Origin of the sequence: Streptomyces sp. NPDC092369, assembly GCF_044755245.1 — a bacterium.
Taxonomy (GTDB): domain Bacteria; phylum Actinomycetota; class Actinomycetes; order Streptomycetales; family Streptomycetaceae; genus Streptomyces.
The window spans coordinates 408,903-435,762 of sequence record NZ_JBIVQP010000008.1 but is presented as its reverse complement, the minus strand read 5'-3'; the positions used below and the strand labels follow the sequence as shown (position 1 = coordinate 435,762).

Here is a 26,860-nt window from a genome sequence, read left to right as displayed (position 1 = left end):
CCAGGAGCGCGCGCAATAGGGGATCGTACCGACCCCGACCCACCCACCGCGAAACGGCCGTCCCAGGACCGGTCCCGCCGATCACCAAGCGTCGCCGGACCCGGCACACCCTCCCGCGGACCGTCCCACCCCCGCCCCGACCGGCGCACACGCCCTCGGCGGAGGAATCCCGTCCCCTCGCCGCCCTGCCTCCGCCTCCACCCCCCGACCGGCCGTCCCACGCCTCAGCCGGCGCACCGATCAGCAACCGCCCGCACCGATCAGCGCCGCCTCCCACAATCCGGGCCGGTCCGCCGGAGGCCCCGCGCTCAGCCGCAGTCGTCCCCGCTGCACGCCTCCTCGAAGAAGTCGAGGTTGTCCTGGAGGGACTTCATCAGCCGGTCCCGCTCCGCCTCGTCCACCTGTACAGGTACGACCCCGCCCGCGCCGCTCAGCCGCCGGAACCCGCCCCGGCTCTCCAGCCGCCCGTGCACGCGCACCGGGAGTCCTACGAGGTGGGCCTGCCCGGCGATGCGGTAGTCCTCCTCGTCCAGGGTGACGCGCAGGTGCGGGACCTCGGCGCCGGCGATCACGCGCAGCCGTACGCTGCCCTCGCCGCGCGGCCCCGATCTGCGCATCCGGACCACTGTGCCGGTGATGCGGACGGGCACGGACGGTTCGTCGCGCAGGAAGCGGGCGCCCGCCTCGCGCAGCACGGGCAGGTCGCCCGGCGAGAACTCGACGGGCTCGACACCGGCCGCGCAGTCCGCGGGGACGCCGGCGGCGGGTGCCCACTCGACGGCGATCCGGGCGCCCTCGGTGCCGCGCACGAGGGCGATCAGCGCCTCGGTGAGTTCACGGCTGACGCCCGCCTCGACGGCCCCGTCGAAGGCGTCCATGCCACCGGTGGCCCGCTGGTAGTCGATGGCCTCGCGGGCGGCGTACAGGGCCTGGTGGAGGCTTATGGCGAGCGGGCGGGCCGTGCCGACGGGCACGAATGCGGTCAGTCGGCCGCCGCCGGCCGCGGAGCCGACCAGGACGCTCTCCAGGAGCGCGGCTGCGGCTCGGCGGTGCCGGGCGCCGTAGTAACCGGCACGCGCGCGTGTGGCGAGTGCGCCGGCGAGGAGCATCTGGCGGGCGGCGGCGCGCAGTTGCTCCTCGACGGTCCAGGGCGTGGAGTCGGCGGGGCCGGTGGGTACGTCACGCCACCAGCGGATCTCGTCGCTGGGCACGGCGAGCCCGACCAGCACCTCGCGCGCGGAGGGCGTACCGCTGCGGGTCAGCGCGAGAAGCGCCTCGCCGAGCAGGTCGTCGCTGTCGGGGAAGGCGCGGCTCTCGGGCACGAGCAGGCTGGTGCCGCCGCCGCCCGGTCCGGGCGGGGTCCAGCGGCCGTAGCGCCCGGCGGCTCCGCCGCGGCGCTGCCAGCCGTGCCGGCGCAACAGGGCGCTGAGCACGGCCGGGTCGACCTGGTCGGGCTCGGGGGGACGGTGCCAGACCTCAGCCGAACTGCTGTCGGGGTGCGGCCTCACCGGTCGGAGTGGCTCCTCCAGGGGGCGGTGGGTCATGGTCTGCCTCCCGTCCCGACCCGCGTCATGATCTCGCAGAGCGCGCGGTCGTCGAAGATGCGTGAGGTCGGTACGCGCACGGTGGTCCGGGTCCGGCCGGTGATCGCGTGCCCGGCCAGGTTGACCCAGTAGCAGCAGTGCCGCAGATCGAGCCGGTCGTGGCTGGCGCGCAGCCAGTCGTCCTGGGATCTCGGCACCAGCATCACGACCAGGATCTTGTGCACCGAGACGGGCGTGCGCGCGAGCTTGCGCAGATGCTCGTTGTCCAGCGTGAACGAGAAGAAGCGGCCCGGTGGGTTGGGTGCGATCTGGTACGTGCACTTCAACTGCACCTTGATGGTGACCTCGTCGTCGACCGTGTGTCCGGGCGAGCCGTGACTGACGTGCCAGTCGATGCCGTTGTCCGGAAACGGCTGCGACAGCGAGCAACCGGCCGCCGCGGCGACGGCGTGCAGATACCCCACCTGCAGTGTCTCCATGCAGGCGGTGGTGGCGAGTGTGCCGCGATGAGGGCCCGTGCGTTCGGGCAGCAGCCCGCTCCGCTCGGGCTGCGCTATCGCCATGACCAACAGCCTTCCAAGCCGAGTGAATCCCCCTGTTGGGCCGCTGAACAGCAAAGACCCGTACTCCTGTTGTGTCCTTGCGGCGTACCGCGCAAACAGCCCGGGTATCACCAAACTGGCAGAAGACGGGACGTCAGCTGCCGTGGGTGAACGAGGAGTTGTGTAGGCATGACGTGCTGGTACGAGGGGCCGCTGGCCGCCTTTGACACGGAGACCACGGGCGTCGACGTCGAGACCGACCGGATCGTGTCGGCCGCCGTGGTCGTCCAGGACGCCCCGGGCACCCGCCCCCGGGTGTCCCGTTGGCTGATCAACCCGGGCGTGCCGGTGCCGGAGGCGGCGACCGCGGTGCACGGGCTGACCGACGAGCATCTGCAGCGCAACGGCCGTTGGCCGGCGCCGGTGATGTACGAGATAGCGGAGGTGCTGGCCGAGCAGGCTTCGGCGGGCCGTCCGCTGGTGGTGATGAACGCCCCCTTCGATCTGACCCTGCTGGACCGCGAGTTGCGCCGCCATCGGGCGTCCTCGCTCGACCACTGGTTCGAGGCGACCCCGCTGCGGGTGCTCGACCCACGCGTCCTGGACAAACACCTGGACCGCTACCGCAAGGGCCGCCGCACCCTGACGGACCTGTGCGCGCACTACGGAGTCACGCTGGAGGGCGCCCACGACGCGGGCGCGGACGCGCTGGCCTCACTGGATCTCGTACGCGCCCTCGGGCGTCGTTTCACGGCCAGACTGGAGCGCCTGACCCCCGCCGAGCTGCACACGTTGCAGATGACGTGGCACGCGGCGCAGGCGCGGGGCCTGCAGGCGTGGTTCGCGCGCAGCGGCACCCCGGAGTTGGTGAACACGTCGTGGCCGCTGCGTCCGGATCTGCCGGCCGCGGCCTGAGGGCACCATGAAGAAAGCCGGTCCGCGCGATGCGGACCGGCCTTTCCCGGCGGTGGGCGATACTGGGTTCGAACCAGTGACCTCTTCGGTGTGAACGAAGCGCTCTCCCACTGAGCTAATCGCCCGGGAACGCACTGAACAATACAGGCCTCCGCGGGTTTCCTTCAAACCGCTTCCAAGTAGGCCGCGAGGCCCCGCCGTCCGGCTCGCATCATCAGCCGGTGGTTGGCGCGGAACAGCGGTCGTCCGGGTACGGCGAGGTGCCTGAGCAACGGCTTGCGCACGTCGACGACCTGGTCGTAGCGGGCCAGCGTGGCACCCGGGTCGGCGGAGTCGGCGCCGAGTGTCCAGCGCGCCCAGCCCTCCAGGTCCCCGGACATGGCGATCTCCAGCACACCGGCCACCGGATCGCGCCGCGCCTCACGCGCGGTGAAGGTCAGGTCGTACGGGAGGAGGGCGCGGATCCGGATGGTGCCGGTGATGTCGTCGACCTTGGTCACCTCGCGCACCTGGGGCCACCAGCGCGGATAGTCCTCGGCCTGTTCGAGGACCTCGTACACCCGGGCCGGGGACGCGGGCAGCGGCCACAGGCTGCGGAAGCGGTAGTGGGACCAGTCCATGGGGAGAGTCTGCCCGCACACAGGGCGCCCGGGCGGAATCTGAGTACGTTCTGAGTACGTGCGCTCATGCCGCGTGACGTGACCCGCACCACACTCCAAGGCATGACATCCCTCCCGCCGCCGACCGAGGAACTCCGTTTCCTCGACATGGAGCTGCGCCAACTCGACGCCCGCCGGGCCCAGTTGCTGATGCGTCGCGCCTGGCTGGTCACCGCACTCCAACAGCCCGTCCCCCGAGCACCCCTCGCACCGCCCCGCCCCGAGGCCTCCGCACCGCGCGTCCAGAACGTGCTGCTCGTGCTCGGCGGAGTGCTCCTCACCATCGCGGCGATCGCGTTCACGCTGGTCAGCTGGGGTCACATGGGCATCGCCGGACGGTCCCTGGTGCTCGGCGCGGTCACGCTGGCCGCGCTCGGGACACCGGTGGCGCTGCTGAAGCGCGGACTGCGGTCGACGGCCGAGTCGGTGGCGGGCCTGGGCCTCGCACTGACAGTGCTCGACGCGTACGCCCTGCACGAGGTGGTGTTCACGGGCACCGACGGCACGGCGTACGCGGCCCTCGCGGCGACGGCTTTGGCGACGCTGTGGACGGCGTACGGGCTCCTCACCGTGACGGCCCCCCTGCGCCTGCCCGTCCCCTCGGCCCTGCTCACAGCCCAACTCCCGCTCCTCCTCTGGGCGATCGCGGTGGACGCGGGTCCGTACGGCATCACGGCCGCGCTACTGGTGACGGCCGGTCTCGACACGATCGTGGCGCTGTGGAACACCGCCAAGTCCGTCCGTCTCGTCGCCACCATCAGTGCCTGCGCGATGGGCGGCTTCGGCGCATGGGCGGCCGGCTGGCTCTCCTGGAACGCAGCCGGCCCGAGCGCCGCCGCCCGTGCGGCGGCGCTCCTCGTCCTCGCGGCGGTGATCGCGCTCGGCGCCGCATGGCGCCTGCGACAGCCGGTCACCGCCGCGAGTGCCGCCGGGGTGTCGGGCCTGCTGCTGGTCACCGCGGCCGGCGGCATCCTGCGCGTGTCCCTGCCGGCCGACTGGACGGTGCCGGCTCATCTCCTGTGCGGTGTCGCCCTGTTGGCGACCTGGCGGACCTCGCTCCCCGAACAGGTGCGGCGCGGTTTCGCCCTGGCCTCCGCCGGCGTCCAGGCCCTGGCCCTGCTCTGGGCCGTCCCCCTGGTCGCCCTCACCCTCCTCGGCCCCGCCTCCTGGACGGCCCGCGCTTGGTCCGGGGCTCCCTCCGACGCACGCGCCGCGCTGACCCTCGACACCCCGTGGCCGTCGCACGCGGTGGCGGTACCGGTGATCCTCGCGGTCGTCGCCGCCGTACTGCTGCTGGCGGTACGCGACACGGCTTGGCGCCCACGGGCCGCGATCGGCGCCCTGACGTTGGCATGGACAACGATCCTCGTCCTCCCGGCGGTGCTCGAACTGCCTTATACCGGTGCGCTGTTGATCCAGGGCGGCACGACGGTGGGGACGCTCGCGGCCCTCGCGTGGATACGCGGACGCGAACCGGAACAGGCAGCGGACCAGCCGCCCGCCCAACCAGCCACGCGGCCAAACACTTTGCTCCTCGCCCTCCTCGCGCTGCTCACCTCCCTCACCCTCTCGTTCACCGCACTCGCCTCGCAGACGGCGACCTTGACCGTCCTGTCCGCGCTCACGTCACTGTTCGCGGGAGCCTCCTGGCTCAAGCAACTCAGGCACCTCACGCCGGTCATGGCACCGACCGCTCTCGTCCACGCCGCCGCGCTGGCGGTCGCGACGGGCGCCGCCGCCGGCTGGCAGCCGCAGCACATCGCGCTGTTGGTGCTGGTGGTCTCTGTGGCCGCCGCACTTCTCGCCGCGCGACTGGGCGGCTCCCCCGCGACCGTGCCGATCGAGGTGACGGGTGCGGTGGCCGCTCTGCTCGCGCTGGGGCTGGCCGCCGTCGACCCGCCGATGCTCGCCCTGGTGCTCGGCCTGAGCGCGGTGATCACCGCGGGCGTGGCGATCCGCCCGGACCGCCGCTCGGTCGGTTACGCGTCCGTCGCCCTGTTCGTCCTGGCCGCGTGGGTGCGCCTGCTCGCCTGGCGCATCGGGGTGCCGGAGGCGTACACGCTCCCGATCACCGTCCCGGCCCTGCTGGTCGGCCACCTGCGGCGAAGCCGCGATCCGCGGACACAGTCCTGGACGGCGTACGGCCCCGGCCTCGCCGCGACCCTCCTGCCGAGCCTGGCCGCGGCCTGGACGGATCCGGAATGGCTGCGCCCCTTGCTGCTGGGCACCGCAGCGCTCCTCCTCACCCTGCTGGGCGCCCGCCACCGCCTCCAAGCCCCACTGATCCTCGGCGGTTCGGTCCTCACCCTGGTCACCCTGCACGAACTGGCCCCGTACCTGGTCCAGTTGACCGGCGCCCTCCCCCGCTGGGCGCCTCCCGCCCTGGCCGGCCTCCTCCTGCTGGCCCTGGGTGCGACATACGAACGGCGGATCAGGAACGTCCGCCAGGTACGAGAGTCCTTGGGCAGGATGAACTAGCTGAGCTCTCCAGCCCAGTTCCCCGCACCCGACTACGAAGGCATCCTGTCCCCGAGCAGCGCCAGATTCTCGATCGCGGCAAGCCCATACAACGCCGTGTCATTCGTGGACACCCAACGCGCCTCACTACCGGCAACCAGAGCAACCGGCCCCCTCAACTCCTCCGTCTTCCACGGCGAGGACTCCGTGTACCCGTCGGACCCGTAGAACTTCGCCCACGCCCGCTTGGCCAGCGCAGCATCCCCCGTCTGGACGGCCGCGTACGCATCGAGCCGCGAATGCCCCTGGAACAGCAGCAGAGTTCCGAAGTTGGAGCCATAACGGGCGGCCTGCTCCGCCTTACTGGCATTGAAGTACCGGCAGTAGTCGAAGTACGCCTCGTTGAACGCAGGCATGTCCACCAGGTCGATCAACTCGGCGCACAACTCATTGAGACCGAACACGGCCGAGAGATGGGACACGGAGACAACAGGCGCGGCGGCAATCGCGAACCGGCCGGTGTCGAGGTCGTACAACCCACTGCCCTGCACAAACCCATTGGGCTGCGCAGCAATCGTCGACATCGTGGACAGCACCCGCGCCCGCGCCTTCTCCCACTTCGGCCCCTTGCGCTCCCACTCCGTCAACCACGCCGACACCAGCCCGCTCCAGTCCGTCCCGAACCCGATCGACAGAGCGTGCCGGTCAGGCGTGTACGGCTCCGTACGGATCTTGCGGATCGGGTCGAGCACGAGAAACGTCTCGTCCGAGTCGACGTTGGCGTGCATGAGGTCTCCGACCCGCTCGTCGGCGGTGAGGAAGTAGTAGTAGCGGCGGTAGGTGGTGTTGGCGATGCGCTGTTGCTTGGCACTGTCGGCGTAGTGCTGCACACCGTGCCGGGTACCGAGGCCCGCCCACTCCCCCAGGTGGTACACGTCCACCTCACCCGTGTGCCGGGTCATCGACTCCGCGAACCGGAAGATGTCGGCGCGGCCCGAGCGGAGGTACGCGAACCAGAGCCACAGGTCGGGCGAGAGCTCGGAGTTGTCCCAGGCGTAGCCGCCGATGTCGTACCGCCACTGGTGTCTGACGGTGTCATAGGTGTGCATGATGTCGCCGTAGTCCCAGAAGCCGTACCAACGGCGTTGCTCCACCTGGTCCTTGTAGTAGGTGAAGAGGAAGTCGAGGTGGTCCTCGATCTTCGCCTTGGCGGGTGTGGAACGGTCCGGCTCGGAGTAGAGACCCGGGCCGAAGACCTTGGCCTTGATGAGCTGCTTCGGCGGGGCGGCCAGCTGCGGCAGCACCCGTACGGCCTCGACCTGTTGAGCCAGAACCTCCGCCGACGGGGTCGACTCGTTGGCCCAGAAGAGGAGTTCGGAGGTGCGGGCGATGCCGTACGGGGTGCCGAACCCGGGTTCGTAGTCCTCGTAGGTGATCTCCAGGCCCTGGAGCTGTTCGGCGTAGGTGTCCTGGCCCATGCCGTCGTGGTAGAAGCGCAGGTCCATGGGCTGTGCCTCGGGTGACCAGAGCCAGAGGGTGACCTCGGCCTCGTCGGTTTGGGCGTCGCGGATGTCGAGCTGGGCGGGGTGCTTCTCCCAGAAGTACCGCAGTCCGAAGGAGAATCCGCCGCTCGCGCCGCCGACGTACCCGAACCCGGACGCCCGCCCGCCACCGCCGGCGCCGATCCAGCCGTGCCCCTTCTTGGTGCGCTTGCGCAGGGTGAAGCCGTCGGCGGAGAGCTGGGAGAGGGTGTAGTCGCCCCACTCGGGGATGTACTGCAGGCGGGTGGTGACTCGTTGGTCCCAGGTGGCCGGGTCGGGGAGCTTCTGGCCCGCGTACTGCGCCGCCTGTACGGCAGCGCCCGGGTCGCGGCGCAGTCCGGTGATCCCCTTGACCGCCTCCCGTAGCAGGCCGGTGCCCTCGCCGCCGATGCGGATGTGCCGGTCGTAGGCCTCGTCGCGCATCGGCACGCCGAAGCGGACGCCGAGCCCGCGGATGAAGTCGCCACTCGCCTTGCCCGGTTCCTGCTTCCCGTCGAAGGTGATGGTGTGCACCATGCGGAAGGAGTCGGCACCGGCGTAGAAGTACAGCCGGATGGAGAACGGCAGCCAACTCCGGCCGCCCTTGCGGTGCTTGCCGTCGATGCGGACCACGGCCCGCACTGGGCCGTCCTGTTCGACGGTCACCGCACCGATGGCGCTCTCGAAGCGCTCGTACTTGACCGTGCCCTGGTCGCCGTCCTCGATCTCGGGCTGGCGCAGCAGCACGAGCCGCCCGTTCCTGGCGATCTCCGTCGAGCCGCGCTTGACCGATTTCACCAGTGTCGAGCCCGACTTGCCGATCTTCACGTCGATGACGCCGGTCGAGACGTCGATGGTGCCGCCGCTCCGGTCGACGGTGACCTTCTTCTCGGGCGCACTCGTCGCACCGGCGGTGAGGGTGAGCTTGCCGGCACCCGAACTCAGCGCGTGGGCCGTCCACTTGAGGGAGCCGTCCGGCCAGTAGGCGATCGGCCACGACTGCACGGGCACGGCCTTGCCGTCCGCGTCCGTCAGCGCGAAGGTCTGGTCGGCCGGGTACGCGCCCTTCGGCCAGGGGACGCCGACGGTGGAACCCGGGGCGGCACCGAGACCGCCGTCCTCCAGCCAGTCCAGGGTCACCGGATCGGCATCGGCCGCCTCGGCTGCGGGCGCGGCCTGCGCGTCCCTGGCGCCCAGCGCCCAGCTGAACTGCGCGGCGGCTCCGGCGACGGCGGCCGCCTTGAGAAGGGACCTGCGAGGGATGGGGGACATGACCTTCCTCTCCACAACTAGTCAGGGGCATGACAGATCGAGAAACGGCGCTCAGGGCACCGACTCCGGTCGAGGGCACCGTCCGTCAGCGGCGCCGACGGCGCTCCTCCACTGCGACGGCCGCCGCGACCACGGCTCCCAGGACAGGCACCGCGAGCGGCGCGACGAACAGGGCGGTCAGCGTGACGACGGCCAGCCCGCAGACGACCAGGAGGGATCCGGCGGGATCCAGCACCGTCCGCCGGCCGGCGTCCGCGAGCAGCCCCCGCCAGGCGGCACCCGGCGTCCATACGGCCGCCGCCCGCAGCAGGGCCACGGCGAGTCCGATCGCCGCGAAGATGCCGACAGCTCCGACGAGCCGCCCACCGGGAATCCCGGCCCGCGCGGCCAGGACGTCCACCCAGACCGCGCCGAGCGCCACCCACCCGACCAGCCCGACGACCCATCCCCCGCGCACCGCCGTACGGACGTCATCCACGAACTCCCGCCAGCCGCCGACCTGATGGGACGTCCGCCGCCGAAGGTGCCGTGCCCCGGCGGCGATTGCCGCCGGGTAGGTGACAACTCCCAGCGACGCCACGGCGATCCACACCCCGGTGAGCAGGCATTCGGCGAAGACCGCGAACCGTTCGGCGAGCGCCGATTCCTTGCGTGCTTTCACTCGCGCCTGGGCCATGGGTACCGCCTCAGCCCTTCAGTCCGGAGGTCGCCATGCCGTCGATGAGGTAGCGCTGGAAGGCCATGAAGAAGGCGATGACCGGCACCAGCGCCACGAGCGACATCGCGATCATGCCTCCGTAGTTGGAGACGCCCTCCTGGTCGCGGAACATCATCAGGCCGAGCGAAACGGTGTATTTGGAGGGGGTGTTGAGGTAGATCAACGGCCCCATGAAGTCGTTCCAGGCGTTGATGAAGGTGAAGATGGCGGCGGTGATGACGGCGGGCCGGCACAGCGGCAGCACGATCGACCAGTAGGTCCGTAGATGGCCGCAGCCGTCGAGCTTCGCCGCCTCGTCCAGTTCCCGCGGCAGCCCTCGCATGAACTGCACCATCAGGAAGACGAAGAACGCCTCGGTGGCAAGGAACTTACCCGCCACGAGCGGCACCAGGGTGTCGACGAGTTCGAGCTTGCGGAACATCACGTACTGCGGGATGAGCAGGACGTGGTAGGGCAGCAGCAGGGTGCCGATCATCAGCGTGAAGAGCAGGTTCCGCCCCGCGAACCGGATCTTGGCGAAGGCGTAGGCGGTCAGCGAGCTCGACACGACGACGCCGACCACCGCAAGGACCGCGTACATCAGCGAGTTGACGAAGAAGCTGCTGATGGAGATGCCGGAGATACCGTCGGCGAGCCCGGAGAAGTTCGACCAGATCGGCTTGGCGGGCAGCAGGTCGAGGCCGGCGATGATGTCCTTGCTCGGCTTGAAGGAAGCGCCGAGCACCCAGATCACGGGGTACAGGACCACCGCGAGCAGGAGGAGCGCGCCCACGTGCCACACGAGCGATCCGGTGCGCCGCCGCTCGCTGCCGGTGCGTACGACTGGGCTGGTTGCACTGGTCACTTGGCGGCCTCCTCGTAGTGCACCCACTTCTTCTGCGACCAGAACAGGACCGCCGTGACGAGCGCGACCGCGACCACCAGCGTCCAGGCCATCGCGGAGGCGAAGCCCATCTGGGCCTCCTTGAAGCCCTTCTGGTAGAGGTAACAGGTGTAGACGAGCGTGGCGTCGGCGGGCCCGCACCGGGTGTCGGAGACGACGTACGCGGAGCCGAACACCTGGAACGCGTGAATGGACTCCAGCAGCACGTTGAAGAACAGCACCGGGGAGATCATCGGCAGCGTGATGTTCCAGAACCGCCGCAGCGGTCCTGCCCCGTCCACCTCGGCGGCCTCGTACAGCTCCCGCGGGACCTGCTTGAGCCCGGCCAGGAAGATGACCATCGGCGCCCCGAACTGCCAGATGCTCAGCGCCACCAGGGAGTACAGGACGTAGTCCGGGTTGCCGATCCAGCCGCCGACGTCGACCCCGAAGATCTTCTGCGTACGGTCCACGACGGCGTCGTCGGAGAACAGCGCCCGCCAGACGAAGCCCACGGAGACGCTGGCGCCGATCAGGGAGGGCAGATAGAAGGCGGCCCTGTACAGCCCCTCCCCCCGCCGCTTCTGGGCGAGCAGCAGCGCGACGCCCAGCGCGAGCAGCAGCTTGAGCGGGGTGGCCACGACGACGTACTTCAGCGTGACCTCGACCGACTTCTGCCAGCGCGGGTCCTGGAACATGGTCGTGAAGTTGTCGAGGCCGACCCACTTGGGCGGGGTGAACAGGTTGTAGCTGGTGAACGCGTAGTACAGCGACGCGATCATCGGCCCCGCGGTGAGCAGCAGGAACCCCGCGATCCACGGTGACATGAAGAGGTAACCGGCGAGGTTCTCGCGCCGCCGCCCGCGCCGCCCGGCGACGGGCGGCGCGGCCCGCTTCCCGGCCGGGCGCACGGGCGCTTCCTTGACGAGCGTCATGGCGGTATGTCCCCTCAGCCCGCGAACGCGGCCTTGGCCTCGCCGAACAGCGCCTTGGCGGCGTCGGCCGGCTTGGACTTGCCCTGGGCCACCTCGCCGCCCAGGCGCAGGAACGCGGCCTCGATGACGTCGGCGCCGGAGGGGTGCGGGGTGATCTTCCCGAGCACACCGGCGTCGGCGACCTCGGTCTCGTAGGCCGCGACGCCCTTGTTGTTGGCGTCGGTGGGCTTGAACGCGTCGTACTGTTCCGTGGTGGCGAGGATGCCGCGGTCGTAGCCCATGATCTTTCCGACCTCGGGGTCGTGGACCATGAAGTCGATGAACTGGGCGGCTTCCTTGGGGTGCTTGGTGCCGGCGAAGGCGCTGAGCATCAGCGAACCGAGGTACTGGCCGGTGTCCTTGCCGTCCGTCGTGGGGATCGGCGCGAGCCCGTAGTCCGACTCGCCCTCGCCCTCGTAGCGGATGGAGAAGTTGTCCCAGGTGAACTCGGACGCGGCCAGGCCGGCCGAGAGGCCGGACTTGGGCTTGACCTGCTCGATCTTCTTCGGGTCGGCGACCAGCCCGGACTTCACGCGCTTGTAGCCGTCGGCCCACCACTGGGTCAGGTCGTCCTCGGTGAAGCCGAGATCGGAGTCGGTGAAGAAGGCCTTGCCGTGCTGGCGCAGGTAGAGGTCGTAGAGGTACATGATGCTGAAGTAGCCGGTGTCCCCGGCGATCTTCAGCTTGTCCTGGATCGTCTGGAGGGTGTCGAAGTAGTCGTCCCAGGTCCAGCCGAACTCCGCCGTCACGCCCGCCTTCTTGAAGGCCTTGAGGTCGATGACGAGCGCCATGGTGTTGGCGCCGACGGGCACACCGAGCTGTTTTCCGTCGGCCTGACCGGCTGTCAGAACTCCGTTGCGGAAGTTCTCCAGACTCAGATTCCCCGAGTCCGCCTGCGTCTTGAGGTCCATGAGAACTCCGCGCTTGTCGTACTTGCGCAGAAAGCCGACCGCATTCTGGAAAACGTCCGGCGGATTCCCACCGGAAGCCTGCGTCTGGAACTTCTCCCAGAACGCCTCGTAGTCGGTGAATTCGGGCTTGATTTTGATCTTCGGATACTTCTTCTCGAAGAGCGCGATGGTCTTCTTGATGGCGATGGTGCGCGGTTCGCCGCCCCACCACGCATAACGGAGCGTCACATTCCCGTCTCCGGAACCGCTTTCCCCGCCGCAGCCCGTCGTCGCCGCCAGCCCGAGCGCGGCCGCCGAAGCTCCGGCGGCCTTGAGGATCGTACGTCTCTCGACATTCCTGCTGGTTCCCACAGTCGGGCCCCTCCCCGGCATCGTTGCTGCTCGCGTGAATCGTTTCAAGTAAGCGCTTGCTGGCACAAGGTACGGAGGGTCCAGGGGCGCGTCAACGATTCGGACAGGAATTTCTCAACGGCCGGTAAGGCGCGGCAGAGGGCTCAGCGACGGGAGGAGGCGGCCGGCGTGACGCCGCCGCAGGTGGGAGGCGTGCGACCGACGGGTCGAACGGGAGGCGGCTCTCTGGGAAAACGCCCTGGAGCAGGTGTTTGAGAGGGCATCAGGGACGGCCGTACGGACGCGCACACGACTGCGGCCCACCTGCACTGAAGCAGATGGGCCGCCGTCTCCGGGTGGGCGATACTGGGTTCGAACCAGTGACCTCTTCGGTGTGAACGAAGCGCTCTCCCACTGAGCTAATCGCCCGGACGCAGGAAGAAGATTACCCCATGTCAGGGGGTACCCTGACCGTCGGTGAGCCGCGGCGGAGCCTCCGCGCCGGTCACTGGTCCTTGATGTTCCAGGGCATCTCGAAGCCGAACTTCCACAGGTAGACGCCGACCAGGGCCGCGATGATCACGAGGCCGATCGAGGTCAGGATGATGTTGCGTCGCCGCACCTTGGGGTCGAGGGCCTTCTGGGCCGCCTCGGTGACCTTGCGCTTGGTCCAGCGCAGCACCAGCTGGGCCCAGACGAACTCGGTCGCCCAGATCGCCATGCCGCCGAAGATCACGACCCAGCCGGGTCCCGGCAGCGGCAGCATCACGATGCCGGCGGCCACGACCGCGAGGCCGATCACGAAGATGCCGACCTGCCAGCTCAGATGCAGGACGCGGCGCGCCTTCACGAACTCCGGCGCCTTGGAGCCGAGGCCCCGCTCACCGTCTGTGGCGTCCGTCTTCGTCACGTCCGCGCCGTTCCCGTCCGATGCCACGGCGACCTCGCCGGGCTCGTCACTCCCCGTATCCATACGGCCAAACCCTACCGGACGGAAACCGGTCACCGGAATGGTCGTACCGTGCGAACAGGCTCTCGGCCGGAAGAGTTACGTAAAGGCACGCAAAACACTCAGAGGGGTTTACAACGGCACCGTAGGTGGCATGTCGATTTCGCCGACGTGCGAATCCCCGAGCGCACACTGAGCGAAAGGCCCTGGCGCTTATGAACACCACGGTCAGCTGCGAGCTGCACCTGCGCCTCGTTGTGTCGAGCGAGTCATCCCTGCCTGTCCCCGCAGGCCTGCGGTACGACACGGCCGACCCCTACGCCGTGCACGCCACCTTCCACACCGGAGCCGAGGAGACCGTCGAGTGGGTGTTCGCCCGCGACCTCCTCGCGGAAGGCCTCCACCGGCCCACCGGCACCGGCGACGTCCGTGTCTGGCCGTCGCGCAGCCACGGTCAGGGCGTCGTGTGCATCGCCCTGAGCTCCCCGGAGGGCGAGGCCCTCCTGGAGGCCCCGGCGCGAGCGCTGGAGTCCTTCCTGAAGCGAACCGACGCCGCCGTGCCTCCCGGCACGGAACACCGGCACTTCGATCTCGATCAAGAGCTCTCGCACATCCTGGCGGAGAGCTAGGCCCGCGGCCCCGCAAAGCCGCCCGGCGCCGTCGACTCGGGGAGACGGCTCGGGCTTCGACATCCGCATACCGTGCGCACCGGCGCCGTCACCGCGATCCCTCGCGGTGACGGCGCCGGTGCGTGGGCGCGAGGAACTCCGGCGGGAAGGGCTCCCGCACGAAGGGTGAGGGGCCGGAACCCGTGCCTCGACCGGCCGAGCCATTACCATCGGCCAGCAACGGCGGGTGTGTGCCCGACCCCCAGGCCAGGGAGCGAAACGTGCTCATCACCCACGACACCCGGTGCGCCCTAGACACTGTGGTGGACCTGGTGAACACCGCACCGGAGGACGAGGCGACCCCGGAGGGGCTGCCGGACACCGCGGCTCTCGAGGAGTTCGTGCGAAACCACGAGATCAGCGACGTCGGGATCCTGTCGGAGTTCGACCTCTCGGCGGTGCGCAGGATCCGCGGCAGGTTCGCCGCGGTCTTCGCCGAGGCGGACCCCCGCGCCGCGGCCCGGCAGATCAACGAGCTGGTCGCCGCCGCGGGCACCACCCCGCGCCTGACGGACCACGACGGCTACGACTGGCATGTGCACTACTTCGCGCCCGGCGCCTCCGTCGCCGACCACCTCGCCGCGGACTGCGGGATGGCGCTGGCCTTCTTCGTGGTCGCCGGTGAGCAGGAGCGGCTGCGGCGCTGCGAGGCACCGGACTGCCGGCGCGCCTTCGTCGACCTCTCCCGCAACCGCTCGCGCCGCTACTGCGACAGCCGCACCTGCGGAAACCGGTTGCACGTGGCCGCGTACCGGGCGCGTCGCAAGGAAGCGGCGGGCTGAGCCGGCCCTGACATCGAGCCGGCCGTGGGTACCGAGGGTGGTGTCGTCGTGGTCCCCGACGGGTGACGTCGGGAACCACGGGTACGGCTCACAGCAACAGCAGGTCGTGCAGCGCAGCCATGAGCAGCAGACACCCGATCACCGCAAGGAAGATCATCAGCGGTGGCTGGGAAAGGGCGAAGAGGCATCCACGCGGCTCGTTCTCCGGCGGCGCGGCTTCCCTCTGGGGCGTGTCCAGCATCTCGCGGCGATGATGTCCTAGACCGCACCCCCCGCGCGATCAACACGCCCGGAATGACTGGGAGTTCGCCGAATTCCGTGTTGTCCGTTTCGGGTCGTGATCACTTCCGGACAGCGAGGTGATCCACTGTGTCGTTTCAGTCGTCATGCACCGGACATATGCGCCGCCGCGCGATTCATATGCCGTGCTTCTTGAGGATGGCCTCGATGTCGCTGAAATCGTCCCCCGCGCCCGCGTTCGCGCGGGGCGCGTTCGCCGGACGGGTGGACGCCCGGGTGCTCGGACCCAGCGAGGGTGCCGAGGCCCTCGGGGCGACCGGCGCCTCGGACTGCTGCGCGGCCCGGGCCGCCCTGCGCTCCTTGCGGGTGCCGCCGCGACGGCGCTCCACGGCGCGCGTCCCCATGAACAGCAGCCACGAGGCACCGAGCACCACGAAGCCGGCCCAGGCGGTCGGGCTGAACGCGGTGTCCGCCACCCACCCCACGACACCGGTCATCACCAGGCCGACGGGCACGAGCGAGTAGGCCGCGATACGGGCGGCGGAGAGGAAGCGCTTGCGGTACGCGGTGACCGCCGCGATGCCCAGGCCGGCCGCGGACACGGCGGAACAGACTGTCTCGGCAATCATCCGGTCCTCCTGGCGGGCCTCGGTCGGGCGCGGTCGCTTCGTCCCTTCCATCCTGCACCGCCCGACCCCCGCGGGGCCATGCTCCGGCCGGACATCAGGGACATCTCCGGGTCGGCTCATCCGCAGGTGCCGGTCCCGGGCCCACCGCGAGGTGCCCCATCAGGTATTTCGATGGCGGGCCGCCCGACGTCCGATTGGGGCGTGCGGGCCCGGGCTGGAAGACTGTGGCCATGAGTGACTCCTCCCCCGAACTGCCCGCCGCACCCGTTCTCGAGGTGTGGTGCGAACTCCAGTGCCCCGACTGCCGTGCCGCCCTGACGGATCTGCGCGCCCTGCGGGCCCGCTACGGCGACCGGCTGGAGCTGCGGCTGCGGCACTTCCCGGCGGAGAAGCACCAGCACGCCTTCGCCGCCGCGCAGGCCGCGGAGGAGGCGCTGGAGCAGGGTCAGGGGTGGCCGTACGTCGAGGCCGTGCTGGAGCGGGTCGCGGAGCTGGACCGTAAGGGAGAACCCTTCCTGGTCGAGGTGGCCGGTGAACTCGGTCTGGACGCCGAGGAGTTCGACACCGCGCTGATCGACGGTCGGCACATCCTGATCGTCGACGCCGACCAGGCCGAGGGCAAGGCGATCGGCGTGACCGGCACCCCGACGTACATCATCGGCGGGGTGCGCCTGGACGGCGGCAAGAGCCAGGAGGGGCTGCGCGAGCGGATCGAGGAGATCGCGGACCGACTGCTGGCCGGACAGCAGGACGCCTGACCGGCGGCTCCGGCCGCGGCTCGTGCCTACAGCAGTGACTTGTACAGGGCGTACCGCGTCGTCTCGTAGCCGAGGGACTCGTACAGCCGCTCGGCCGGGGTGTTGTCGGCGAACACGTTGAGGCCGAGGGTGCGGCGGCCGGCGGCGATCGCCTGGGTCTCCGCGAGCAGCATGAGCGAACGGCCGTGTCCGCGGCCGCGGTGGGCGGGGTCGGCCTCGACGTCGTAGACGAAGGCTCCGTCCGGCGTCAGCGCCACCCACAGGGTGCCCACCTGTGTGCCCTCGTGTTCGAGGACGCTGAACAGCATGTTCTCGGTGGCGAGCCCGCGCGGCAGCAGGGTCTCGTGGTCGCGCCGGGCCTTCGCGTACGCCTCGGCCTCGGGGACGCCCCGGTCGATCCACACGCGCGCGTACGCCTCCGACTCGTGCGCGTGCCACGCCTCGAAGTCGGCCTCGGTCATGGGTCGGCCGTGGCTGCCTGCGGGCAGGGCGGGCGGGGTGTCGCCGAGCGGCTTGCGCATGCCGCGGTTGCGCGGGACGTAGCCCACCGCCTTGACGAGCCGCAGGGCCGCTTCCGCGTCCGCGGCCACGCTGATCTCGATCTGGCGGCAGCCCCAGCCGCGCGCCACCTCCTCCGCGGCCAGCGCGGCCACCGTGCCGCGGCCCCGACGGCGGTCCGGCTCCTCGATGCGCAGGTCGACGATGCGGGCCACCGCGTCACCGAAGGCGGGCGAGGTGCCGAGGTGGAGGGTGCCGACGGGACGGCTGTTCACGCACACCTGGTAGTGGCGTGAACGCGTCCCGTCGACGGCGCGCTGGAGCGGCTCGGTCGGCCGCAGGGTGGTGGTCATCAAGGGAGTTCTACCCGCAGTCGCCGCCGACGTCTGCCCAATTTATTCGGCTCACGGATCTTGGTCGTCGCCCGACCGCTCGTCGAAGATGCGCATGGCCTTCGCGGTCACCGGGCCCGGTGCGCCCGGGAGTTCGCGGTCGTCGACGCGGTGCACGGCCTGGACGTCGCGCAGGGTGGAGGTGAGGAAGACCTCGTCGGCCCGCTGCAGGACGTCGAGCGGCAGGTCGGTCTCCTTGGCGCCGGTCCATTCGACCGCCAACGCGCGCGTGACGCCCGCGAGGCACCCGGAGGCGAGCGGCGGGGTGTGGATCTCGCCGTCCAGGACGACGAAGACGTTCGAACCGGTGCCCTCGCAGAGCTGCCCGACCGTGTTGGGGAACAGCGCCTCGGACGCGCCTTCACGGTGCGCGCGGGCCAGGGCCACGACGTTCTCGGCGTACGAGGTGGTCTTCAGGCCGGTGAGGGCGCCGCGTTCGTTGCGGGTCCACGGGACGGTGATGGCCGCCGTGGAGTCGGCGCGGCGGGTGGTCTCGCCCAGCGCGACGACGAGGGTGGGGCCGCGGTCGCCGCGGTCCGAACCGAGCGGGCCGTGGCCGCCCGTGTACGTGATCCGCAGGCGGCCGAGCGGCATCGGGTTCGCGGCCAGCACGGCGGCACAGGCGCGGCGGACCTCGTCGTGGTCCGGGTCCGGCAGGCCGAGGCCGCGCGCGGAGCGGGTCAGCCGGTCCAGGTGCCGGGTGAGCGCGAACGGCCTGCCGTCCACCGCCTTCAGTGTCTCGAAGATGCCGTCGCCCACGGTCAGTCCGTGGTCGAAGACGGAGACGCGGGCGGACTCGATGTCCTGGAGCCCGCCGTCGAGCCAGATCTTCACGTCAGTCCCTCTCCACTCACCTCGTACGCCCCCGACGCTATCGCGAGCAGCCGGCCCGCCTTCAGCTCGGTCTCCCGCCACTCCCCCTCGGGGTCGGAACCCCAGGTGATGCCGGCACCGGTGCCGAAGCGGAGCTCCCCCGCCGCCCGGTCGATCCAGAACGTACGGATCCCGACGGCCAGTTCGCCCGTACCACGGTCCCCGTCGACCCAGCCGATGCCACCGCAGTACGGGCCGCGGGGTGCCGTCTCCAGGGCGTCGATGATCCGCAGGGCGCTGGACTTGGGCGCGCCGGTGACCGAGCCGGGCGGGAAGGCGGCGGCGAGCAGTTCCGGCCAGCCGGCGCCGTCGCGCAGCTCGCCGTGGACCGTCGACACCAGGTGCACGAGCCCCGGGTGCTTCTCGACCGCGCACAGGTCGGGCACGGTCACACTGCCGGTGGCGCACACCCGCCCGAGGTCGTTGCGGACCAGGTCCACGATCATCACGTTCTCGGCGTAGTCCTTCTCCAGGAGGTCCGCCTCGGTGCGCCCGGTGCCCTTGATCGGCCCGGACTCGACGATCCGTCCGGCTCGGCGCAGGAACAACTCCGGGGACGCGGTGGCGATCTCCACACCGTGCTCCGGCAGCCGGATCGTTCCTGCGTACGGCGCCGGGTTGCCGCGGGCCAGCAGCGCGGTCAGGGCGTCCACGTCGGCGCCGGCGGCGACGGGCGCGGCGAGCACCCGGCACAGGTTCGCCTGGTAGACCTCACCGGCCGCGATGTGCTCCCGGATCCGACGCACCCCCGCCGTGTACGCGACGCGGTCGAGCGACGACGTCCAGTCACCGACCGCCGGCCCCCGCCACCGCCCCGGCACCGGCGCGGGCACCGGCTCCTCTCGTACGTCGCTGAAGCGCGCGCAGGTCAGACGGCCCTCGAAGTCCGCGGCGACGGCCCAGAAACCGGTCGAGTCCAGGGCCGCGGGGTCGTCGGTGACGTCGAGGAGCCCGGTGGCGACGCGGTCACCGAAGCGGGCGAGGGGCGGGAGGTCGAGCACGCGGTCGAGTCTATGGCGGGTGTCGGGGAGGTGGCCCGGCCGTGTCCCCGAGGATGCCCAGGCCACGCGCGTGAGCGGGCGCAGCGCAGCACGCTGCACAAACGCGTTTTTGTACTGGCCCCGGAATCCGCTAGAGTTCAACACGTCGCCGGGCCGCGCACGCGAACCGGAAACGACAAGCGGACGTAGCTCAGTTGGTAGAGCGCAACCTTGCCAAGGTTGAGGTCGCCAGTTCGAACCTGGTCGTCCGCTCGCAGGAAATGGGGGATCTTCCCGACCCCCGCACTCCTGGTGGAGTGGCCGAGAGGCGAGGCAACGGCCTGCAAAGCCGTCTACACGGGTTCAAATCCCGTCTCCACCTCCAAGGACGATTAGCTCAGCGGGAGAGCGCTTCCCTGACACGGAAGAGGTCACTGGTTCAATCCCAGTATCGTCCACTGGAGCCTTCCGGCTTCTGGAGCCGTGAGGCTTCGACCCCGCGCGATTAGCTCAGCGGGAGAGCGCTTCCCTGACACGGAAGAGGTCACTGGTTCAATCCCAGTATCGCGCACGCAGTACTCGTGATCTCCGGGTCACGGTCCCGAGGACGATTAGCTCAGCGGGAGAGCGCTTCCCTGACACGGAAGAGGTCACTGGTTCAATCCCAGTATCGTCCACACACCGAAGCCCCCAGCCGTCTCGGACGGTTGGGGGCTTCTTCGTGGTGCGTGCGTGTGGTTCCGGTCAGCTGGAGAACAGCATGTGGCCGAAGCTCTTGTGTCGGTGGTGACCGCCGTGACCGCCGTAGTGGCCTCCGCCGTGACCGCCGCCGTGCGGGGCGCCCCAGGCGGGTGCGACCGGGGCGGGGTAGCCCTGCGGGCCCGGGGGCGGCGGGGCGGGCTGCTGCCACTGGGACTCCACGCGGGTCAGCGCCTCGAGCTCGCCGTAGTCGAGAAAGATCCCGCGGCAGTTGCTGCACTGCTCGATCTGAACGCCGTTGCGGTTGTACGTCTGCATCGACCCATGACACTTCGGACACTGCATGGCCGGCTCAACTCCTCGCCCGTCGGACCTGTTTCCCGTTTCGCCAGGACAGACTCCGTCCGGCGGCGGTCGGTTGCACCCTACTTCGGGAAACCGGGGGTCAACTCCGGTGGGGTCGAACTCATTCGGGCGCATGCGTCGATCACGGACATCTCGATCTCGTCCAGGGGGCGGTGCTCGGTGGTCGCCTTGACGATCGCGCGGGCCGCCGTCTGGACGGTGAGGGCGCGGGCGGGGACGTCAAGGGCGGGCCAGGGGTCGCCGTCGGGCGGGACGGCGGGGCCGCCGGCGACGCGGTACGCGGTGAGGAAGCGGGTCCACTCGTCGGGTGGGAGGAGGCCACAGGCGTACCAGGCCGCGGGGCGGGCGAGGTCCCAGGCGGGGACGCCGGTGCCGAGGTCGTCGACGTCGATGAGGAGCCATGGGCCGTCAGGGGCCGGGTGGCGGACGAGTTGGCCGAGGTGGAGGTCGCCGTGGCAGAGGGTGGTGCGGTCCGGCATGGGGGTCTCGGCGCGGGCCCAGGTGGGGAGGGTGGACCAGGCGGCGAGGACGGGGGGTACGGCGGGGCTTTCGGCGGCGGTGGCCTCGGCGGCGGCGCGGAGGCGGGCTACGGCGTGGGCCGCTTTGGCGGGGCCTTGCATGGGGGGCAGGGGGGTGCGTGGGGTGGGGGCGAGGGATACCAAGGGGGTGCGGTGCAGGTGGGCGAGGAGGGTTGCCGCGGCTTCCCAGGGGGCCGCGTCGGGGTCCTTCGGGTCCACGGGGGTGCCGTACGGCCAGAAGGTCACCAGGCGGCCGTGCAGGTCGACGGGGGCCGGGAGGAGTGGGGGGAGGAAGACGCCGGGGAGGTGGGCGGCTGTGGCGAGGCGGGTGGTGAGGTCGGGGAGGGGGGTGGCCGGGGCGTGGGCCTTCGCGACGGTGTCCGCGTGGCGGACGACTGTGGCGTCGGGGCGGTCGGCGAGGGTTTCCGTGCGGTCGCTTCCGCGGAGGCAGGGGCAGGTGGGGGTGCGTGTGTGTGCCGTGGCCCTGGCTCGGGTGGTGAGTTCGGTGAGCAGGGGGGTGGTGGGCACGGGGCTCCCTGGGGGTGGGTGGGGCTGTTGCACGAGCGTACGGTTTTCGCCCCCGCCGCCCCTACCCGTCCCATCCTCCAGGGGCTTTGCCCCTTCGACCCCACTGGGGGCTGCGCCCCCAGACCCCGCCACGGCCCTGAACGGGCCTTGTCCTCAAACGCCGGACGGGCTGGATGATGCGGACCGGTGTGCAAGAGGCGCAGCCACCTCGGGGTGGGTGGGGGTTCGGGATGGCGAAGGCTCGGTTTTGAACTCCGGCTGGCTCGAAAGCCAGAAGAACGCGTCGTGGCGTTTTCGGGCAAAGCAACGCCGGCGCAGCTCCCCAGCTGCGCCGGCGTTTTGCCGTCCGCCGCACCCCCGTCCCCACGGGGTTTCATGGGTGGATGTCCCCGCCCGGACCGCTCTTCCGGGCCTGGGGTCGCCGCTCAGCGCCCCAGCATCACGCCCACGGACGACGCCTGTGTCGCCACTGTCTCCCAGCCGTCGAAGACGAGGAGCAGCAGCGCGGCCAGAGGGAGGGCCATGAGTGTCGCCACCAGCGGGTGGCGGCGGCCCTGACGGCGGGGGCGGAAAGCGGTGTGCGCCTTGCGCTCCAGCGTGCGGATCTGTGCCCGCGGTGCCGTGTAGGCCATGGTCCCTCTCCTGACCGAACTCAGTTGTCGTTGGCAGCGGCGGGTGTCTGACCTCGGGGGACGAGTGCTGCACCCGCCGCTTGACCTCAAATCTAGGCGTCCGGCCCCTGGCGCACGTCATGCCCTCGTACCGATTCCCGGGCCTCCCGGAGGATGAGCCGTGACCTGGGAACTACTCCCCTGGGTGGAGACGGAGTCCTAGGTCTCAGGGTCTTCCCGGAGGGGCTGTCCGGTGTGCCCTGCCTTCTCCGAGCTGTCCTCCCTGGGCACCGGCTGTTCGACCAGGGCCAGCACCCGGGTCGCCATGAAACGGGCCGTGCGGACCACGGAACCGCTGCGGGTGACTTCGCTCACTTCCACGACACCTCGGCGCACCGCCGTCTCGACCCGACGGCCCGCCCTGCTCGCTACCACCTCGTATGTCCTTGTCGTGTCCCCGGCGTCCACGACTATCTCCACGCGATCACCCTTCACGCACTCAATCCCCCTTCTGTGGCGGGTGGTTGGGATCACAGCGCGGGCGAAGTCCCGCTGTTCACGCGGTCCCTGACCACTCTTCAAGTCTCCCACCCGGCACTGACAATCCATCTGGGCGAGAGGGCGCGGCCTCTGCGCGCGGGCGGCCGTGGAAACGTAAGCTGTCGCTCGTCACACGGACCGGGCAGCGGGGATGAACATGGCGATGATGCGCCTGAGGCGCGAGGACCCGCGTGTCGTCGGCTCGTTCAGGCTTCACAGACGGCTCGGCGCGGGTGGGATGGGCGTTGTCTATCTGGGCTCCGACAAGAAGGGGCAGCGGGTCGCGCTCAAGGTGATCCGGCCCGATCTGGCGGAGGATCAGGAGTTCCGCTCGCGGTTCGCCCGTGAGGTCTCCGCCGCGCGACGGATCAGGGGCGGGTGCACCGCTCGGCTGGTCGCCGCCGATCTCGACGCCGACCGGCCGTGGTTCGCCACGCAGTACGTGCCCGGGCCCTCGCTGCACGACAAGGTCGCCGACGAGGGGTCGCTCGGCGCGGCCGAGGTGGCCGCGGTGGGCGCCGCGTTGTCGGAGGGGCTCGTCGCCGTGCACGAGGCCGGCGTGGTGCACCGGGATCTCAAGCCCTCCAACATCCTGCTGTCCCCCAAGGGGCCGCGGATCATCGACTTCGGCATCGCCTGGGCGACCGGGGCCTCGACGCTCACCCACGTCGGTACGGCCGTCGGCTCGCCCGGCTTCCTCGCGCCCGAGCAGGTGCGGGGGGCCGCCGTCACGCCGGCCACCGACGTCTTCTCCCTCGGCGCGACCCTCGCGTACGCCTCGATGGGTGACTCGCCCTTCGGGCACGGCAGTTCCGAGGTGATGCTGTACCGCGTGGTGCACGAGGAGCCCCAGCTGCACGGCGTCCCGGACGCGCTCGCCCCGCTGGTGCGGGCCTGTCTGGCGAAGGACCCGCAGGACCGGCCCAGCACCCTCCAACTGTCGCTCCGCCTCAAGGAGATCGCCGCCCGCGAGACCCAGGGGCTCGGCGACGTCCGGCCGCCCGCGCCGCGCGCCGGCGAGGCGGACCGGCCCACCGGGCGGCTCTCGGACACCTATCCGGACCAGCAGCGGGCCGTCCAGCGGCGGCCTTCGCAGGGGACGAAGGGTTCGCAGGGGGGACAGCAGGGCTCGCAGTCGGGGCATGGGGGGCAGGGCAATCCGGCGGGCTCGCAGGGTTCGGCCGGGCCGCGGGGCAACGCTCCTTCTCGGGGCAGCGGTGCGTCCCGTGCGGGCGGTGGCGGTCCGTCGTCGTCCCGCGCGGGGAGCCGGAACACGCCTCCGGCGCGGAACACGACGCGTTCCGGCAACGGCAGTGGGAGCCGGCCCGCGCCGCGCAGCGGTGCTGGGCGGCCGGGGCCCAGGAACACGGGTACGGGTCGACGGCCCGCCAATCCACGGCTGTTGAGACAGCGGCTGTTCGTGTTCGTCGTGGTGACGCTGCTCGTGGCGCTCGGCATCGCCGCCGCGCAGGGGTGTCAGGGGCCGTCAAGGGGGCTCGGCGGGGACCGGGATGTCGTACGGCAGGAGCAGCCGCCCGCGGACCGGGCGTCTCAATAGGGCGTCGGCCCCGATGGGGTGTCAGAGGGTCGGCAGGATCCGCTCGAAGAACTCCCGGTCGGCCTCGAAGACCGGGCTCAGCGCGAGGTACTCCTCCGGTGTGACCCAGCGGGCCTCGGTGACCTCGTCGCCGTCGGGGACGGGCTCGTCGGTGGAGTTCTCGGCGGTCCACCAGTGCAGGCGGAAGTGGCCGTCGTCGGTGAGTGACTCCCAGACCTTGGCGCCCGGGGAGACGGTCAGGCCGATCTCCTCGTGGACCTCGCGGACCAGGGCCTGCTGCTGGGTCTCCCCCGGTTCGAGCTTGCCGCTGAGGGGTTGCCAGTAGCCGGGCCGGGCGACGGTGGGGCCGCGCCGGACGACCAGGACTCGGCCGTCGCGGCGCAGTACCGCCACGATCGCCTCGCGCCGTGCCATCGGCTACGCCTCGGGGCGGCCGGTGGCCACCGCGTAGAAGGCGACCGCTGCCGCCGCGCCGACGTTCAGGGAGTCGACGCCGTGGGACATCGGGATGCGGACCCACTCGTCGGCGGCCACCAGGGCCTGCGTGGAGAGGCCGTCGCCCTCCGCGCCGAGCATCAGGGCGACGCGGTCCATCCGGTGCGGGGCCGCCTCGTCGAGGGATCTGGCCTTCTCGTCGGGGGTGAGGGCGAGGAGGGTGAAGCCGGCCTCGCGGACCGACTCCAGGCCCTTGGGCCACGTGTCGAGACGGGCGTACGGAACCGAGAAGACCGCACCCATGGAGACCTTGACGCTCCGGCGGTAGAGCGGGTCGGCGCAGTCCGGTGAGAGCAGGACCGCGTCCATGCCCAGGGCCGCGGCCGAGCGGAAGATCGCGCCGATGTTGGTGTGGTCGTTGACCGACTCCATGACGACCACGCGCCGGGTGGTCTGGAGCAGGTCGGCTGCCGTCGGCAGCGGCTTGCGCTGCATGGAGGCGAGCGCGCCGCGGTGCACGTGGTAACCGGTGACCTGTTCGGCGAGCTCCGGGCTCACCGCGTAGACGGGGGCGGGGAGTTCGTCGATGACGTCACGCATGACGTCGACCCACTTCGCGGACAGCAGCATCGAGCGCATCTCGTAACCAGTGTCCTTGGCCCGTCTGATGACCTTCTCGCCCTCGGCGATGAACAGGCCCTCGGCCGGTTCGCGCTTACGGCGCAGCTCTACGTCGGTCAGGCCCGTGTAATCACGCAGGCGCGGGTCGTCGGGATCCTCAACGGTGATGAGATCGGCCACAGGGTGATACTGCCTTGTCCTGGGTGTGGTGCCAACGGCTGGAACGGGGTTGGGTTACCCGTGGTTACGCGTGCCTCTTGGGGCCCACGTCCACGACCTCGCCGATGACGATGACCGACGGGGCCTTCACTTCCTCCGTACGGACCGTCTCGGCGACCGTCGCGAGGGTCGCGTCGACGCGCCGCTGACCTGCCGTGGTGCCCTCCTGGATCACGGCGACCGGCGTATCGGGGGACTTGCCGTGCGCCACGAGCGTTTCGGCCACCTTCCCGATCGTGCCGACGCCCATCAGGATCACCAGCGTGCCGGTCAGCCGGGCGAGGGCCGGCCAGTCGACGAGGGAGCGCTCGTCGTCGGGGGCGATGTGTCCGCTGACCACGGTGAACTCGTGCGCGACACCCCGGTGGGTGACCGGGATGCCGGCCGCGCCCGGGACCGAGATCGAGCTGGAGATGCCGGGGACGACCGTGCACGGGATGCCGGCCTCGGCGAGCGCCTGGACCTCCTCCATCCCCCGGCCGTAGACGAACGGGTCGCCACCCTTCAGTCGTACGACCGACTTGCCCTGCCTGGCGTGTTCGATCAGGGCGTTGTTGATGGCTTCCTGGGCCATGAAGCGGCCGTAGGGCAGTTTCGCCGCGTCGATCACCTCGACGCTCGGGGAGAGTTCGGCCAGGAGGTCGCGGGGGCCGAGGTGGTCGGTGATGACCACGTCCGCCTCGGCGAGCAGGCGGCGACCTCGGACGGTGATGAGGTCCGGGTCGCCGGGGCCGCCGCCGACGAGGGCGACGCCGGGGGTGCGGGTGCGGTGGTGGGGGGCGACGAGGGTGCCGTCGCGCAGGCCCGCGACGACCGCGTCCCTGATGGCGGCGGTGTGGCGGGGGTCGCGGCCGCGGGCGTCGGTGGTGAGGACGGCCACGGTGACGCCCTCGCTGTGGCCGGTGGCCGGCGTCCAGGCGGTGGCCTGGTCGGCGTCGTCCGAGCGGACGCACCAGACGCGGTGGCGCTCCGCTTCGGCGGAGGCGGCGGTGTTGGCCTCGGGGTCGCTGGTGGCGATGAGGGCGTACCAGGCGTCGGCGAGGTCGCCTTCCGCGTACGGGCGCTGCTGCCAGGTGATCTCGCCCGCGTCCGCCATCGCCTCCACGGAGGGGGTTGCTTCGGGGGATACGAGGAGGATGTCGGCGCCGGCCGCGATGAGTGCGGGGAGGCGGCGCTGGGCTACCTGGCCCGCACCCAGGACGACGACCCTGCGGCCGGTGAGGCGGAGGCCTACGGGATAGGCGGGGTGTTCGGCCATGGGGGTGCGGCTCCCTGGTGTGGCGGTGGTGCGA

The 26,860-nt window shown here is 70.8% G+C and carries 27 protein-coding genes and 7 tRNA genes; 11 read left to right on the top strand and 23 right to left on the bottom strand.

The genetic code is table 11. From position 1 onward, the window contains the following. Nucleotides 1-308: 308 nt before the first annotated feature. Nucleotides 309-1,544: a hypothetical protein gene (locus tag ACIQI8_RS39970; protein WP_402362355.1), complete on the bottom strand. Its 1,236-nt coding sequence runs from the start codon at nt 1,542-1,544 to the stop codon at nt 309-311. Continuing rightward, on the bottom strand, nt 1,541-2,107 hold the full coding sequence (locus ACIQI8_RS39965) for a DUF4365 domain-containing protein (RefSeq protein ID WP_124002811.1): 567 nt from the start codon (nt 2,105-2,107) through the stop codon (nt 1,541-1,543). Before ACIQI8_RS39965 ends, ACIQI8_RS39970 begins: the two co-directional genes overlap by 4 nt. A 168-nt stretch (nt 2,108-2,275) precedes the next feature. On the opposite strand from ACIQI8_RS39965, the gene ACIQI8_RS39960 reads away from it, so the two are divergent. Beyond that, nucleotides 2,276-3,001: a 3'-5' exonuclease gene (locus ACIQI8_RS39960; protein WP_402362352.1), complete on the top strand. Its 726-nt coding sequence runs from the start codon at nt 2,276-2,278 to the stop codon at nt 2,999-3,001. Nucleotides 3,002-3,054: 53 nt separating this feature from the next. Here the strand turns inward: ACIQI8_RS39960 and ACIQI8_RS39955 are convergent. Together ACIQI8_RS39955 and ACIQI8_RS39950 are read right to left on the bottom strand one after the other, a co-directional pair. Then, nucleotides 3,055-3,126: transfer RNA gene (locus ACIQI8_RS39955), tRNA-Val, on the bottom strand. Between the two features lie 39 nt (nt 3,127-3,165). Continuing rightward, entirely contained in the window at nt 3,166-3,621 is a 456-nt protein-coding gene (locus ACIQI8_RS39950) for an SRPBCC family protein (protein WP_402362349.1), read from the bottom strand. A 102-nt stretch (nt 3,622-3,723) separates the two neighbouring features. On the opposite strand from ACIQI8_RS39950, the gene ACIQI8_RS39945 reads away from it, so the two are divergent. Beyond that, nucleotides 3,724-6,138, top strand: coding sequence for an SCO7613 C-terminal domain-containing membrane protein (locus ACIQI8_RS39945; protein ID WP_402362346.1), 2,415 nt, complete (start codon nt 3,724-3,726; stop codon nt 6,136-6,138). A gap of 32 nt (nt 6,139-6,170) precedes the next feature. On the opposite strand, the gene ACIQI8_RS39940 is transcribed toward ACIQI8_RS39945, so the two are convergent. From ACIQI8_RS39940 to ACIQI8_RS39910, 7 genes are all read right to left on the bottom strand, one after another. Next, on the bottom strand, nt 6,171-8,909 hold the full coding sequence (locus tag ACIQI8_RS39940; protein ID WP_402362343.1) for a Tat pathway signal sequence domain protein: 2,739 nt from the start codon (nt 8,907-8,909) through the stop codon (nt 6,171-6,173). Between the two features lie 85 nt (nt 8,910-8,994). Next, the gene (locus ACIQI8_RS39935; protein ID WP_402362340.1) at nt 8,995-9,585 is read right to left on the bottom strand and encodes a hypothetical protein; all 591 of its coding nucleotides are present in this window, start codon (nt 9,583-9,585) and stop codon (nt 8,995-8,997) included. Nucleotides 9,586-9,595: 10 nt separating this feature from the next. Further along, entirely contained in the window at nt 9,596-10,471 is an 876-nt protein-coding gene (locus ACIQI8_RS39930) for a carbohydrate ABC transporter permease (RefSeq protein WP_402362337.1), read from the bottom strand. Then, complete coding sequence (locus tag ACIQI8_RS39925) at nt 10,468-11,424, bottom strand: carbohydrate ABC transporter permease (RefSeq protein WP_402362335.1); 957 nt, start codon at nt 11,422-11,424, stop codon at nt 10,468-10,470. Before ACIQI8_RS39925 ends, ACIQI8_RS39930 begins: the two co-directional genes overlap by 4 nt. A gap of 14 nt (nt 11,425-11,438) precedes the next feature. After that, on the bottom strand, nt 11,439-12,725 hold the full coding sequence (locus ACIQI8_RS39920; RefSeq protein ID WP_402362332.1) for an ABC transporter substrate-binding protein: 1,287 nt from the start codon (nt 12,723-12,725) through the stop codon (nt 11,439-11,441). Between the two features lie 336 nt (nt 12,726-13,061). Beyond that, a tRNA-Val gene (locus ACIQI8_RS39915) sits at nt 13,062-13,133 on the bottom strand. Nucleotides 13,134-13,209: 76 nt separating this feature from the next. Next, nucleotides 13,210-13,677, bottom strand: a complete 468-nt coding sequence (locus ACIQI8_RS39910; protein ID WP_402362329.1) for a TIGR02611 family protein — start codon at nt 13,675-13,677, stop codon at nt 13,210-13,212. A gap of 191 nt (nt 13,678-13,868) precedes the next feature. Between ACIQI8_RS39910 and ACIQI8_RS39905 the strand changes: the two genes are divergently transcribed. Next, complete coding sequence (locus ACIQI8_RS39905) at nt 13,869-14,282, top strand: SsgA family sporulation/cell division regulator (protein WP_004002642.1); 414 nt, start codon at nt 13,869-13,871, stop codon at nt 14,280-14,282. Nucleotides 14,283-14,542: 260 nt separating this feature from the next. Continuing rightward, complete coding sequence (locus ACIQI8_RS39900; RefSeq protein ID WP_402362326.1) at nt 14,543-15,103, top strand: CGNR zinc finger domain-containing protein; 561 nt, start codon at nt 14,543-14,545, stop codon at nt 15,101-15,103. Between the two features lie 88 nt (nt 15,104-15,191). Here the strand turns inward: ACIQI8_RS39900 and ACIQI8_RS39895 are convergent, their stop codons facing one another. Both ACIQI8_RS39895 and ACIQI8_RS39890 read right to left on the bottom strand, forming a co-directional pair. Further along, nucleotides 15,192-15,344: a hypothetical protein gene (locus ACIQI8_RS39895; RefSeq protein ID WP_402362323.1), complete on the bottom strand. Its 153-nt coding sequence runs from the start codon at nt 15,342-15,344 to the stop codon at nt 15,192-15,194. 175 nt (nt 15,345-15,519) lie between these two features. Next, nucleotides 15,520-15,972 (bottom strand): hypothetical protein, encoded by a 453-nt coding sequence (locus ACIQI8_RS39890; protein ID WP_402362320.1) that lies wholly within the window; start codon nt 15,970-15,972, stop codon nt 15,520-15,522. A gap of 230 nt (nt 15,973-16,202) precedes the next feature. Here ACIQI8_RS39890 and ACIQI8_RS39885 point away from each other — a divergent pair, with 230 nt between their 5' ends. Next, nucleotides 16,203-16,730 (top strand): DsbA family protein, encoded by a 528-nt coding sequence (locus ACIQI8_RS39885; protein ID WP_402362317.1) that lies wholly within the window; start codon nt 16,203-16,205, stop codon nt 16,728-16,730. 26 nt (nt 16,731-16,756) lie between these two features. On the opposite strand, the gene ACIQI8_RS39880 is transcribed toward ACIQI8_RS39885, so the two are convergent. The 3 genes from ACIQI8_RS39880 to ACIQI8_RS39870 are packed head-to-tail and all read right to left on the bottom strand — an operon-like array spanning nt 16,757 to nt 19,494. After that, entirely contained in the window at nt 16,757-17,581 is an 825-nt protein-coding gene (locus ACIQI8_RS39880) for a GNAT family N-acetyltransferase (RefSeq protein WP_402362314.1), read from the bottom strand. Between the two features lie 51 nt (nt 17,582-17,632). After that, nucleotides 17,633-18,454, bottom strand: coding sequence for an aminotransferase class IV (locus tag ACIQI8_RS39875; RefSeq protein ID WP_402362311.1), 822 nt, complete (start codon nt 18,452-18,454; stop codon nt 17,633-17,635). Beyond that, nucleotides 18,451-19,494 carry a chorismate-binding protein gene (locus ACIQI8_RS39870; RefSeq protein WP_402362308.1) on the bottom strand — a complete coding sequence of 348 codons (1,044 nt, stop codon included), beginning with the start codon at nt 19,492-19,494 and terminating at the stop codon, nt 18,451-18,453. The genes ACIQI8_RS39875 and ACIQI8_RS39870 overlap by 4 nt, the downstream gene beginning before the upstream one ends. Nucleotides 19,495-19,673: 179 nt before the next feature. Here ACIQI8_RS39870 and ACIQI8_RS39865 point away from each other — a divergent pair. The 5 genes from ACIQI8_RS39865 to ACIQI8_RS39845 all read left to right on the top strand — a co-directional run bounded on the left by ACIQI8_RS39865 (nt 19,674) and on the right by ACIQI8_RS39845 (nt 20,150). Next, nucleotides 19,674-19,746, top strand: a tRNA-Gly gene (locus ACIQI8_RS39865). A gap of 38 nt (nt 19,747-19,784) precedes the next feature. Beyond that, nucleotides 19,785-19,858: transfer RNA gene (locus ACIQI8_RS39860), tRNA-Cys, on the top strand. 1 nt (nt 19,859) lies between these two features. After that, nucleotides 19,860-19,931 (top strand) — tRNA-Val (locus tag ACIQI8_RS39855). A 41-nt stretch (nt 19,932-19,972) separates the two neighbouring features. After that, nucleotides 19,973-20,044 (top strand) — tRNA-Val (locus ACIQI8_RS39850). A gap of 34 nt (nt 20,045-20,078) precedes the next feature. After that, nucleotides 20,079-20,150, top strand: a tRNA-Val gene (locus ACIQI8_RS39845). Between the two features lie 67 nt (nt 20,151-20,217). On the opposite strand, the gene ACIQI8_RS39840 is transcribed toward ACIQI8_RS39845, so the two are convergent. From ACIQI8_RS39840 to ACIQI8_RS39825, 4 genes are all read right to left on the bottom strand, one after another. After that, nucleotides 20,218-20,517, bottom strand: a complete 300-nt coding sequence (locus ACIQI8_RS39840; RefSeq protein WP_402362305.1) for a zf-TFIIB domain-containing protein — start codon at nt 20,515-20,517, stop codon at nt 20,218-20,220. A gap of 80 nt (nt 20,518-20,597) precedes the next feature. Further along, nucleotides 20,598-21,584 (bottom strand): phosphotransferase family protein, encoded by a 987-nt coding sequence (locus tag ACIQI8_RS39835; RefSeq protein WP_402362302.1) that lies wholly within the window; start codon nt 21,582-21,584, stop codon nt 20,598-20,600. A gap of 425 nt (nt 21,585-22,009) precedes the next feature. Continuing rightward, a complete protein-coding gene (locus ACIQI8_RS39830; RefSeq protein WP_402362299.1) occupies nt 22,010-22,216 on the bottom strand; it encodes a hypothetical protein in 207 nt (68 codons plus the stop codon). A 198-nt stretch (nt 22,217-22,414) separates the two neighbouring features. Then, on the bottom strand, nt 22,415-22,690 hold the full coding sequence (locus tag ACIQI8_RS39825) for a hypothetical protein (protein ID WP_124002793.1): 276 nt from the start codon (nt 22,688-22,690) through the stop codon (nt 22,415-22,417). Between the two features lie 196 nt (nt 22,691-22,886). Between ACIQI8_RS39825 and ACIQI8_RS39820 the strand changes: the two genes are divergently transcribed. Beyond that, nucleotides 22,887-24,293 carry a serine/threonine-protein kinase gene (locus tag ACIQI8_RS39820; RefSeq protein WP_402362296.1) on the top strand — a complete coding sequence of 469 codons (1,407 nt, stop codon included), beginning with the start codon at nt 22,887-22,889 and terminating at the stop codon, nt 24,291-24,293. A 21-nt stretch (nt 24,294-24,314) separates the two neighbouring features. Here ACIQI8_RS39820 and ACIQI8_RS39815 read toward each other — a convergent pair whose 3' ends face one another. The 3 genes from ACIQI8_RS39815 to cobA form a co-directional block, all read right to left on the bottom strand. Next, nucleotides 24,315-24,707: an NUDIX domain-containing protein gene (locus ACIQI8_RS39815; RefSeq protein WP_402362293.1), complete on the bottom strand. Its 393-nt coding sequence runs from the start codon at nt 24,705-24,707 to the stop codon at nt 24,315-24,317. A gap of 3 nt (nt 24,708-24,710) precedes the next feature. Then, nucleotides 24,711-25,529 (bottom strand): RNA methyltransferase, encoded by an 819-nt coding sequence (locus ACIQI8_RS39810; protein WP_124002790.1) that lies wholly within the window; start codon nt 25,527-25,529, stop codon nt 24,711-24,713. A gap of 64 nt (nt 25,530-25,593) precedes the next feature. Continuing rightward, nucleotides 25,594-26,826 (bottom strand): uroporphyrinogen-III C-methyltransferase, encoded by a 1,233-nt coding sequence (cobA, locus tag ACIQI8_RS39805; RefSeq protein ID WP_402362289.1) that lies wholly within the window; start codon nt 26,824-26,826, stop codon nt 25,594-25,596. Nucleotides 26,827-26,860: the final 34 nt, after the last annotated feature.